Annotated in this window: 9 protein-coding genes; 5 read left to right on the top strand and 4 right to left on the bottom strand. The window is 36.4% G+C overall.

Annotated features, from left to right (window positions below; genetic code table 11):
* Window positions 1-77: 77 nt before the first annotated feature.
* Both J0L69_04965 and J0L69_04960 read left to right on the top strand, forming a co-directional pair.
* Complete coding sequence (locus J0L69_04965) at window positions 78-392, top strand: PUR family DNA/RNA-binding protein (protein MBN8692524.1); 315 nt, start codon at window positions 78-80, stop codon at window positions 390-392.
* A gap of 261 nt (window positions 393-653) precedes the next feature.
* Window positions 654-1,277: a T9SS type A sorting domain-containing protein gene (locus J0L69_04960; GenBank protein ID MBN8692523.1), complete on the top strand. Its 624-nt coding sequence runs from the start codon at window positions 654-656 to the stop codon at window positions 1,275-1,277.
* A 67-nt stretch (window positions 1,278-1,344) separates the two neighbouring features.
* Here J0L69_04960 and J0L69_04955 read toward each other — a convergent pair whose 3' ends face one another.
* A complete protein-coding gene (locus J0L69_04955; protein ID MBN8692522.1) occupies window positions 1,345-3,546 on the bottom strand; it encodes a PD40 domain-containing protein in 2,202 nt (733 codons plus the stop codon).
* A gap of 98 nt (window positions 3,547-3,644) precedes the next feature.
* On the opposite strand from J0L69_04955, the gene J0L69_04950 reads away from it, so the two are divergent.
* On the top strand, window positions 3,645-5,636 hold the full coding sequence (locus tag J0L69_04950) for a SpoIIE family protein phosphatase (GenBank protein ID MBN8692521.1): 1,992 nt from the start codon (window positions 3,645-3,647) through the stop codon (window positions 5,634-5,636).
* On the opposite strand, the gene J0L69_04945 is transcribed toward J0L69_04950, so the two are convergent.
* The 3 genes from J0L69_04945 to J0L69_04935 are packed head-to-tail and all read right to left on the bottom strand — an operon-like array spanning window position 5,633 to window position 9,996.
* Complete coding sequence (locus J0L69_04945) at window positions 5,633-8,425, bottom strand: S8 family peptidase (protein ID MBN8692520.1); 2,793 nt, start codon at window positions 8,423-8,425, stop codon at window positions 5,633-5,635. The two genes, J0L69_04950 and J0L69_04945, sit on opposite strands and share 4 nt — an antisense overlap.
* Before the next feature lie 48 nt (window positions 8,426-8,473).
* On the bottom strand, window positions 8,474-9,055 hold the full coding sequence (locus tag J0L69_04940) for a leucine-rich repeat domain-containing protein (GenBank protein MBN8692519.1): 582 nt from the start codon (window positions 9,053-9,055) through the stop codon (window positions 8,474-8,476).
* A 2-nt stretch (window positions 9,056-9,057) separates the two neighbouring features.
* Window positions 9,058-9,996, bottom strand: a complete 939-nt coding sequence (locus J0L69_04935; protein ID MBN8692518.1) for a bifunctional riboflavin kinase/FAD synthetase — start codon at window positions 9,994-9,996, stop codon at window positions 9,058-9,060.
* A 109-nt stretch (window positions 9,997-10,105) separates the two neighbouring features.
* Between J0L69_04935 and J0L69_04930 the strand changes: the two genes are divergently transcribed.
* Window positions 10,106-11,620: a F0F1 ATP synthase subunit beta gene (locus J0L69_04930; GenBank protein ID MBN8692517.1), complete on the top strand. Its 1,515-nt coding sequence runs from the start codon at window positions 10,106-10,108 to the stop codon at window positions 11,618-11,620.
* On the top strand, window positions 11,620-11,856 hold the full coding sequence (atpC, locus tag J0L69_04925) for an ATP synthase F1 subunit epsilon (protein ID MBN8692516.1): 237 nt from the start codon (window positions 11,620-11,622) through the stop codon (window positions 11,854-11,856). Before J0L69_04930 ends, atpC begins: the two co-directional genes overlap by 1 nt.
* The last annotated feature ends 24 nt before the right edge of the window (window positions 11,857-11,880 follow it).

The raw sequence follows: 11,880 nt of genomic DNA, 5'->3' as shown, positions 1-11,880 counted from the left end.
CCGAATTATTAACAGTTATTTTAAACTGCTGTTTTTTTACCAATATTTGCTCTGAACTAATTTAGAACACACAAACTATGTCGGAAGAAATAGAAAAAAATGAAAATGGAGATTTGTTTTCAAAATCAGTAAGAGCAGGAAAGCGTACTTATTTTTTTGATGTAAAATCAACACGCGGTAATGATTACTATTTAACCATTACTGAAAGCAAAAAGAGATTTGGTGAAGACGGAAAGTTCTTTTATGAAAAACACAAAATTTTCTTGTATAAAGAAGATTTTGAAAAATTCCTGGAAGGCTTAAATGAAGCAGTCAGCCACATTAAAGAAAATGCTCCTGCCATTTCTTCCAATAATGATAAAGATATCAATTTTGAAGATTTAGGTAATTAAAAAATCCCCTCCAAGGAGGGGATTTTTTTATGATAATCTTTCAGAAACACTTCTTTCGTTTAATAAATAACCATTCTATCCGTTATCTGAAACTAATTTGTTAAGTAAATTAGGGTTGCAATCTGTGTTTAACACTAAATTAATTGCGTGCTTAAGCTTTCTGCATACAAAGCTTGGTTTGGCTTTAAAAATTCTCATTAATAGTCTTGATTTTTCACAAAAAAATGACTTACTTTTGATTAAACCTATAAAACATATATTATGAAAAAAATCTACTCTCTGTTTTTATTGCTCTCCGTTGCCTTTGTAACAAAAGCAGCTTCTTACACAGTGACTATCTCGGGCTTCTCTTATTCACCGGCAACATTAACCGTAAATATTGGTGATGTTGTTACAATACAAGCTTCCGGCGGTCACCCTTTAGCGGAAGTTGATCAAACCACCTGGAATGCAAATGGTACTGCCACTCTATCTACCGGTTTTGGCGTTAAAACTGCCAATCATACCTTCACGGTTACTTCTAACAACACCATGTATTATGTGTGTACTGCTCACGTTACTATGGGAATGAAAGGTCAAATTGTTGTAAACAGTGTTGGTGTTAATGAACAAAAAATTACTTTTAATAACGTTAGTGTGTTTCCTAATCCCGCTGCAAACAAAGTGCAAATTACTTTCAGTTCAATTGGAAACAATTTAATGAATGCAGTTTTGTTTGATATTACAGGAAGAAAAATCGAAAACATTCAATCGAATTTTGAAGCTGTTAACGGAACCAATGTTATTACTTACCATATTCCTCACTATTTAAATTCGGGTAACTACTTTATTGAAATCTCAGCCGGAAATCAAAAAACCAGCAGAAAACTAATTATTGTAGAATAACTGCAATAGCTCCAAAAGGAAAGGGTGAACAAATGTTCACCCTTTTTTATTCCACTGATTCGATTTCTTAATTCACCGATTTACCTAAGAAGTCGAGAGCAATTAATTCTTCAAGCGTGTAACGCTTCCCATCCACGAAGCCAACAATCCATGCGTCTTTTTGTCCTTTAGAAATCGCTTTCTGTCGTTGTACCTCCGCTTCCTTAATTGTTTTAAATTCTAATTGGGTAAAGCGAGTAATACCATCAGGATAATTCACTACTTCCGGTTTACCGTATTGTTTTAAATGCTCATATTTATAATTCTCAGGGTGACGATAGGCAGCGATTTGTACTTTAAATATCATACTGCCGGCACAATGATTTCCGGCAATACTCAGTAATTGTTTATACACTGCAGGATCGTTCAATGATTTTCCCTTTAATGGCGTAAAATCAGGAAGTGGTGCACCTGGATTACAAGGTTCTTTAGAAGGATTTTCAGTTGTAGTTACATCTGTCTGAGTGGTGGTGGTTGTAGTTGTAGGATTATTGACAGAAGTTATTGCTGTAGTACTTGTAGTCGTGTTCGCTACGGCAGTAGCTGTTGACGCGTTTGGCGAAGCGGTATTTGTACCTTCAGAATATAAATAAAAGTCTTTGCGGACTTCTAAGAACTTCTCCAAATTCTCAATATCCAACTCCTCTACAGCCGACTCGTACCCTGGAGCGGATGCTTTAATTTTATAAACAGAACCCGGACTTAAAGCAACAAGGTACTTTCCGGAACTGGAATTAGATAAATAATCGCCAATATTTACATTGCCTGCCGGCGTTATTCCCTGAGCCTGCATGGCTGCCTTTTCTTCTTCACTTAATTTTTCACCTACGTTTAAGCGGATAACAGAAATTGTTCCCTGAATTGGTTTATCATTACCGTAAACAGTTCCCTTTAACATGGCAATAATAGGCTTCTCACCTAAAATACCCGGCGTTACCATATAAATATCTTGTTTCCCTTTACCTCCTGCTCCTCCTCTATCAGAAGAGAAAAAACCTTTATCTCCCTTTGCATTGATTACATAATAGCGATCATCTTCTGTTGTATTGAGTGGAATACCCATGTTACGTGGCTCTAACCATTCGCCATCCTTCTGCACAGAAAACATAATGTCGTAACCACCAATACTGCTGTGACCCTTTGAACTGAAAAATAAAGTAATACCATCCGGGTGGATAAACGGTGCGTCTTCATCATTTGGTGTATTGATTTTTGGTCCCATATTTACTGCCGGTCCCCAATCACCATTCACCTTTTGAGACACATAAATATCTCTTCCACCTAAGCCGCCTTTACGTTCAGAAGCAAAATACAAGAAACGCTCATCCGCCGACATGGAACAACTTCCTTCCCATGCTTCAGAGTTAATGTTTTTATTTAGTTTTTCAGGCTTCGACCATTCTGTACCGTTCAATACACTCATATACAAATCACCCAAGTCGTTATTACTCGCAAACGAGAAGAGTTTTGTTCCGTCTGGAGAGATTGCGATGGCCGCGTCATTTCCATTGGTATTAACCGAAGTTACAGGTGTTGGTTCGCTCCATAAAGAGTCGTTGGTTTTAACACTCATAAATACATCTTCACGGTATTCCCCATTTGGATCCGGTTTCAACTCTTCATTTAATTTACCCCCCATACTTTTGCTTCCTGCGTAGGTAAAAATCATCATTGACTCATCGGCAGTAATTACCGGAACACCTTCTACTTCATCAGTATTAATTGGAGGGCCGATATTAATGATTTCGGCTTGAATCTTTTTATCGATTAACTCAATACCGTTATTGCAGTTTTTAATCACATTCTTCGCATCCTCAATAAAAAATTTATCGTCTTCTTTTGCTTTTGAGCCAACCGAAGAAATATAAGTCTCTAACGTTTTAATGGCGTCCTGAAAACGATAATTTACATGGTAAGCCTTACCCAGATAATAATCAATGTCTTTTAAATCCTTTATCTTACCTGTCTTCTTCATGTCCTCAAAAATTTCAATCGCACGTGATTTTTTTTCGGGATAATATAAACAGCAATAACCTAATTTAAACTTATAATCAATTTCTTTAGGGTTTTTGGCACTGAGCTTATCGTACAGTTCATAAGCTTTTTTGTAATCCTTATTACTGAAAAAGTAAAAGGCTTCTTCCTCAATTTCTTTGCTCGACTGTGCTTTTACTAAAAAAGTAAAACACATCACAAATAAAAATGACAGCAAATAACGGCCGTTTTGCATAAATTTAAATTTTAACACTTTAGCTAAAGGTCTGTTTAAAAACAATGAGGATTCGTAACTACCTGAACAACTTATTAAAAGCCTCTTGTTAAAAATACATGGGTTTACTGGATTTTATTTATTTTGAAGCAGATTTGATGCTACTTCTATTTACTTCATACCTGATTTTTTTTTCCGATGCGGCTTACTTATCGGTTATTTTAGCATTGACTGCAGGCTGCTGTTATTTATTGATATTACTCAAAGCATCGAAAGCTAAAAAAGCACCGGAATCCGAAAAAAGTATAGCCGAAGAAAAGCTAAGGCAGCATAATAACGACCTTAAAGTAATAAACAACGTAAAGGAAATCATTTTAACCTCTAATGAAACTTCCAATATGTATGTGAAAATTCTTCTGTTACTTGGAGCCAATTCAGACAAAACGAATTGTTTCAGCATAAACATATTCGATAAATACAATCCCAGCCTGCATATTTATTCATTAAACACGAGCGATCAGTCTGTTCAAAACACCAATAATACTATAGCTAAAAACTCAATCGAACAACTGAAACGAATTGTTTTTTCAATTATTGATTTTAATAATCATTCAAAAGAAGCGGAACTTTTAAAAGGCTTGCATCAACCGGTTGATGCTTATAAATGCGCCATCATTACCCCTATTGAAACAGCTAATAAAACTTATGGCTTTGTTGGTTTTTACTCGAAGACGGAAAACGCCTACCAAGAAGATCATGTTATCATGGTGAAAGATATTTGCACCAGCTTGAGCAGTTTCTTTGTTAAGTATGACCAGAGACAATTAATCAATGATTATTCTAAACAATTGGAGATATTAAATGCTTCTAAAACAAAACTTATTTCATATAATAACCTCACTGATGTATATAATGGAATCATTGATTTGTTGTATCAAGAAATAAAAAATGTGTATAGAGTAAGTATTCTGGTTCATGATTTAGATAAAAAAATTGGCAACCTCATTTACAAAGACAATAAATCGCCGTCAATTTCGAGTAAAATAATTAATACCTCTAATGTGCCAACTATTGCTCCACATCTTAAAGGTGAAATTTTTGAGAAACAAGATTTAGATTCCGACAACAATCTTACAGATGAAGATAAGCTTTGGCAAAGCCGGGGTATCAAATCAATTATTAGTTTGCCTATCATGATAAATGATAAGCCTTACGCGTCTGTTAATCTTCTTTCAACACTTCCAAATAATTTCACCGAGCAACAAAAAGCTTTAATCAAAGAAATTAATGAATCGGCAGCCATCGTTATTGAACAATTAATGTTTAAGGAAATTATCTCGGAAAAAAATAAAGATATTTCCGACAATATTAATTACGCTAAACGCATTCAAAATGCTTTGATGCCTGCTGAAGATTACCTCAACAAACTGTTACCTGAATCATTTTTAATTTTTAGTCAGAGGGATTCATTGGGCGGGGATTTTTACTGGTACGATCAGTTAGAGGATAATATTTTTATGGCAGTTGGTGATTGCACGGGTCATGGAGTATCCGGTTCATTGCTTACCATTTTAGCAAGTGACTATTTAATGCAAGCTATTGAAGTAAAAAAATTTACAGACCCCGGATTAGTACTTGAACACCTTCGCGACTCGATGCATGCCACTTTAAACAAATACAATTCAGGTGATGAAATTATGGATGGTTTAGATATTTCACTTGGTGTTTATAATATAAAAACCAAAACTTTTATGTACGCTTCCGCTATGCAGTATTTTTATTTAGTGCGTAATAATGAACTCATGGAGTATAAAGGTAATCGTAAACCTATTGGCGGAACAGCGGCGATGGAAAGCAGCTACTATTTCACTACTCATTTATTTCAACTGCAAGATGGGGATATGATTTACTTTACCACCGATGGTTATATCGACCAATTACAGCAAACTTCTGAAAAGCGATTTGGAAAAGTGCGATTCAAACAACTTCTTTTACTGATAAGCGATTTGCCTACAAATGAACAAAAGAAAAATCTCCTGGAGCAGCACACAAAATGGAGAGGCAACCTTCCACAAACGGATGATATCTGCTTGCTTGGCTTTAGAGTTTAGTTGAGTACCGCTTTAAAGCTAAACACCTCACCATTACTTTTTACTTTCACAAAATATACTCCACGACTCCAATCGGAAGTATTAATAGTAAATGAATTTTTCTTTACAGCTTTCAATACTATTCTGCCAATAGCATCATACACTTCGATAGATGATTCAACATTTTCCTTCAGTTCAAAATTCAAGCTGTTAGTAGCAGGATTCGGATACATTTTCACAAAATTAATTTCCTCATTCGATTCATTAATTCCGGAAAAAATTTCATTGTACTTTATTTGTGCATTAACAGCACCTGCTTGCAAATCACTTAAGTCATCACCGGCAATTAAAGCAAAAGCAACTGTAACACTTTGTGCAGGCGCTAAGGCGTGCGGACCACTGCTCATCACATTGATTACATCATTACCTGTCCCCGCTCCACCTGCTGTTAAACGGTTTGTTCGCAACGTATTATACTTTACATCGGTAGGATATCCTGAGGAATAAATATCATATCCGCCACCGCCGCCTGCTATATTATCAATAGCGTGAAACACCGGAGCTCCTGTTGAAGTAAGTAATTTAATACCCGCGTATTTTCCGGCCGCATTAGTACACCAGGAATAACCCATTTTATTGGTTGCATCATACGCTGATTTGTTATTCGCGAAGGTTGTAGCATCAATATCCCAGTCGGCACAAATACCGGTGTATAAATTGTTATATGTAACAGAACTGTTGTTTTTAATGACATATTCCCAAATCACAAATTTTTTATTTGGAGCTGTACTCCAGGCATAATTACGTTGTTCTACCTCAACACCGATTGGAGAAGCGGAAGCATTGTCGTTATACTTAGAATAGGTATCAAAATTACTTTTTGCGCCTGTTGTAATTCGGCTGATTGTATTCATAACTGTAAAATCGGCGTCACTGCTTGCTGAAGTTCCGCGCACCACATCAGATACTTTCGTAGAATCAACGCCAATTAACAAGCCTGCATCCCATAATAAATTTACACCCTGATAAATAAATCCTAATCCCTGCGCCTGATTATCCTGGTTGTACCCGATTTTACCTTTACTGGTGGCCGTTGTTCCCACATCATTGATGTAAATATTTAAATAATCGGCATTCGCATATACGGTAAAAAACTGAGAGGCTGTATAACTTACGTCTTTCATATCCAATCTAAATGTAAGAGGCGCGTTGGAAGCAAAACTACCCGATAAAACAAATTTGTATGGCGTTGATGTGTTACTTACAGATGCTAAAGTATTTATTACACCTAAAGCCTGAGTATTATTAATAGCCGTTGCCTGAGCAGATAAAGAAACTAACGTAGCGCCCAGTGCGGCAGTTGGCGCAAGATAATTTGTAAATAATCCTCCGATCGATAAAGTATCACCTCCAATATAAAATTCATCGTTATTATCGGTGACTTGTATATTTTGAAACAAAACCGAAGGGGCAGCAGGATCGTTGAATGCTCTGAATAAATTTATACGCCCTGTGCCTAATTTATTTAAACGACCGTTATTTATCGGTAAACTGTAAATGTTATCCGCTGTTATTTTTAAACGCTCGCCGGCCTGCATTGCAGTGTAAGCCGGAAAATAAGAACGTACTATTGCAATTGCTCCAGCTACAACGGGCGACGACATGGAGGTTCCTGTTTGTGCACTATAACCACTACTGGTCCAGGTTGCGTTGACATTTGTTCCAGGCGCGCATACATCAATAAAATAACCATAATTAGAACTTGGATTTACAATGTCATTTGCTTGCGTATTTGCAACGGCCAATACATAATCATAAGCAGCCGGATAAAACAATTGATCTAAACCATTATTACCTGCCGCGGCAACTACCAATGCGTCTTTGTTAATTGTCGCGTAAGTACAAATATCCTGACCGTATTGACCGCCACCGGCACCACCCCAGGAACAATTAATAACTTTACATCCGTGATCGGCTGCATATTTAATTCCTTCATAAGCTGAAACTAAATTACCGCCTCCATCCGCAATTTTCACCGGTAAAAATTTACACTTAAAACCAATTCCCGCAACACCAACTGAATTATCAGTTGCAGCAGCAGCAATACCTGAAACGTGCACGCCATGCGGATTACCTTGCCATGTCGGATCATTATCGTTCATACCTACATCCCAACCTCTGAAATTATCTACATAAGTATCGCCATCGTTATCAATGCCATCAATAAGATCGGCGTAATTATATTTAATATTAGTTTGCAAATCGGAGTGAGTTAATTCAACTCCGGTATCTGTAATTCCAATCACAACATTGGTATCCCCTTTACTTAAATTCCATGCATTGTAAGCGTTAATACGATTAATATGATACTGCTGAGAAACCGTAGCCTGCGGATCGTTAGGATTGTAAGCAGGCTTTGGAATAAAATGTGGTTCGGCATACTCCAACACGTTTGAAGCAAGTAAGGTATTAATAGCTTTTTGAAGAGAAACGTTTGAAGAAAATTTACATTCATAAATTAACGACAAATCTGCCATTGGAATTCCATCTCTGTTATACAGACTTCTGGGAGCTTGCTCACCTTTAAATTTTTTTGAGTTAGTTGTAACGCCAATAGCGCTGAAACTTTTTTGCAAGGAAGCAAGATTCACACCGGTCTCCGTACAAAAATTTCTGAAAACACCTTTTACCTTAAAGATAATGGTGTTCGACATGTAATCTGAAGGTGAAATGTTTTCAGGTAACTGATATTTAGTTTGAGCTGTAATTGAAAAGGCAAAGCCCAAAAAAAGCGTAGTAAGTTTTTTCATGTAAAAAATTTAATCTATTAAAGTTAAAGAAATTTAATGGAAATGCAATTACCATTTACACTTACAAGAAGGCGACATATGCACCGTTGTGTTTGGCATGAGCTCCTGAATATAACGCTGCTGTTCGTCGGTAAATAAAATGTTTCTCAGGTCAAGGACTTTCAAATTTCTTAGTTTACCCATGGTGGCCGGCAATTCATTTAAGTTATTACTCCATAGGTCGGCAATTTCCAGTTTCTCCATATCGCCAAATTGTGGCGGTAACAACACCAATTCATTCTGATTAAGATTAATGTATTTCAAGTTTTTTAATTTTCCGATTTCAGGCGCAACACGATCTAATCCGGTTTTACTTACAGCTAAATATTGTAATTGTGTAAGCTCGCCTATTCCTTCCGGGATTTCACGAATATTGTTTTTACTTAAATCAAGGTATTGAAGATTTTTAAGTTTGAAAATTTGTTCAGGAAACTTTTTAAGTTTTTGTTTACGCAAAACCAACTTAATAATTTTATCAGGATGTTTTAAAGCCGAATCTAAACTGGTACATTCATCGGCATGCGCCAACTCTAATGAATCTAATAATTGTGCCTTGCCATTAAAAGCAAAGAACAAAACCGCAAAAATCAAGATTAACCGATTTGTTGTATTAATTGCCTGCATAAAATTTCGTCTGACTTGATTTTATTTTTTAGTTCTTCAATAGAGTTAAATTTTTCTTCATCGCGAATTCGTTCTAATAATTTAACCGCAATTGGTTCTCCATAAATGTCTCTATCAAAGTTAAAAATATTTACTTCCAACTTCAATTTATTATCTGAATCGGTGGTAGGATTATAGCCAATGTTCATCATTCCGTAATAATCCGCGCCTCTAACAGTTACTTCTGTTAAATAAACTCCGGTTTTAGGAATCAATTTCTCTGAATCAAATAGTTGAATGTTAGCTGTCGGATAACCAATGGTACGTCCCAACTTTTTTCCTTGCACCACTTTCCCATGCAAAGAATAGAAATAACCTAAATATTTAGTTGCGTCTTTAATATTTCCGTCAAATAAAGCTTTTCGGATTTTTGTGGAGCTGATATTAATATCATCAATTTCCTGAGCCGGAATTTCTTCAACAGAGTAATTGTATTTAGAGGCTTGTTCTTTAAAGGTTTGAAGGTTGCCTTCCCGATTTTTACCAAACTTATGGTCGTAACCAATTACGAGTTTTTTAACATGAAGTTTTTTAACCAGAATCTCAGAAATGAAATCAAGTGGTTCAATTTGAGAGAACTCCAAAGAAAAAGGGAACTCAATTAAAATATCAGTACCGAGATTTTCAATTAACTTTATTTTCTCCTCCCTTGAGGTAAGCATCTGTAAATCTGTTTGTTCGGGGAAAAGTACTTTACGAGGATGCGGATTAAATGTAAAAACGATGGTCTTGTGATTTTCCTCAGTTTTTAGCTCATTTAATCGGGTTAAAATGCGTTTATGTCCGAAATGAACGCCATCGAAAGTACCGATAGTAATGATCCCATCCCCTCTGAAATTCCATTTATTGATATCGGTAATTAACTCCATCCAATTAATTTAAAGTGCACAAAAATAAAGTATATAAAATTATTAACACCAATTTTAGCGGATTTAAAAAAAACACTACATTTGCACCCGAATTTTGAGACCAATTATAATGTCAAAACAAACAGGAAAAATCACTCAAGTTATCGGTCCGGTAGTTGACGTGAGATTCGATTTAACAGGCGGACAATTACCAAACATTTTAGATGCTTTGGAAATCGTTCGTAATAATGGCCAAAAGTTAATTCTTGAGGTACAAAAACACGTAGGAGAAGATACTATTCGTGCCATTGCCATGGATACCACTGACGGTTTAAGTCGTGGAACAGAGGTAATTGCATTAGGAAGAGCTATCACCATGCCAACCGGCGAAAAAATTAAAGGCCGCTTATTTAATGTGGTTGGTGAAGCTATCGATGGTATCAATACAGTATCTAACGAAAATGGATACAGCATTCACCGTGCTTCTCCTAAATTCGAAGATTTATCAACTTCGACTGAAGTTTTATTTACAGGTATTAAAGTAATCGACTTAATTGAGCCATACGCAAAGGGTGGTAAAATTGGATTGTTTGGTGGTGCCGGTGTAGGTAAAACCGTATTAATTCAGGAGTTGATTAACAATATTGCTAAAGGACACTCGGGTTACTCTGTATTTGCAGGTGTAGGTGAGCGTTCTCGTGAAGGAAACGACTTATTACGTGAGATGATTGAATCAGGTATCGTGAAATACGGTGAAGATTTCAAGCATTCCATGGAAAAAGGCGGCTGGGATTTATCAAAAGTTGATTTGAAAGAATTAGCGAAATCTCAAGCTACTTTCGTGTTTGGTCAGATGAATGAGCCTCCGGGAGCACGTGCTCGCGTGGCTTTATCAGGATTAACCATGGCAGAATATTTCCGTGATGGTGGAGATGATCCTAGCCAGGGTGGTAAAGATATCTTATTCTTTATTGATAACATTTTCCGCTTTACTCAGGCCGGTTCCGAAGTATCAGCGTTATTAGGACGTATGCCATCTGCGGTAGGTTACCAACCTACATTAGCAACCGAAATGGGTGCTATGCAAGAGCGTATTACCTCTACTAAGAAGGGGTCAATTACATCGGTACAAGCGGTATACGTACCTGCCGATGACTTAACTGACCCTGCTCCGGCAACAACATTTGCTCACTTAGATGCTACTACCGTATTAAGCCGTAAAATTGCTGAGTTAGGTATTTACCCTGCGGTGGATCCATTAGATTCTACTTCTCGTATTTTAACTCCAACAGTTTTAGGTGAAGCGCATTATAACTGTGCTCAACGAGTAAAAGGAATTTTACAACGTTATAAAGAGTTACAAGATATCATCGCCATCTTAGGTATGGACGAATTAAGTGAAGAAGATAAATTAGTTGTACACCGCGCTCGTCGTGTTCAACGTTTCTTATCACAGCCATTCCACGTTGCTGAACAATTTACCGGATTAAAAGGTGTATTTGTAAGTATTGAAGATACTATCAAAGGCTTTAACATGATATTAGATGGTAAGGTTGATGAGTATCCTGAAGCAGCTTTCAACTTAGTTGGTACTATTGAAGATGCAATTGAAAAAGGTAAAAAGATTTTAGCTGAATCTAAATAATGAAAATCGAAATCATAACCCCCGATAAAAAACTTTTCGAAGGAAATGTAAAATCAGCTACATTTCCCGGATCTGAAGGCTCTTTCGGTCTCTTAAACAATCATGCTTCCATGATTGCAACATTAAAAGCCGGCGAAATAGAACTTATCGAGGATTCTAATAACACTTTGAAATTTCCTGTAAAAGGAGGAGTTGTTGAAGTGTTAAAAAACAAGGTTATCGTACTGGCCGAGTAGTTTTGGCATTATGTTTGTAATATT

It is taken from the genome of Bacteroidota bacterium, from assembly GCA_017303905.1.
Classification (GTDB): Bacteria; Bacteroidota; Bacteroidia; order B-17B0; family Aurantibacillaceae; genus JAHEYG01.
The sequence above is the reverse complement of the archived record's forward strand: the minus strand, read 5'-3'. Positions and strand labels throughout refer to the sequence as shown.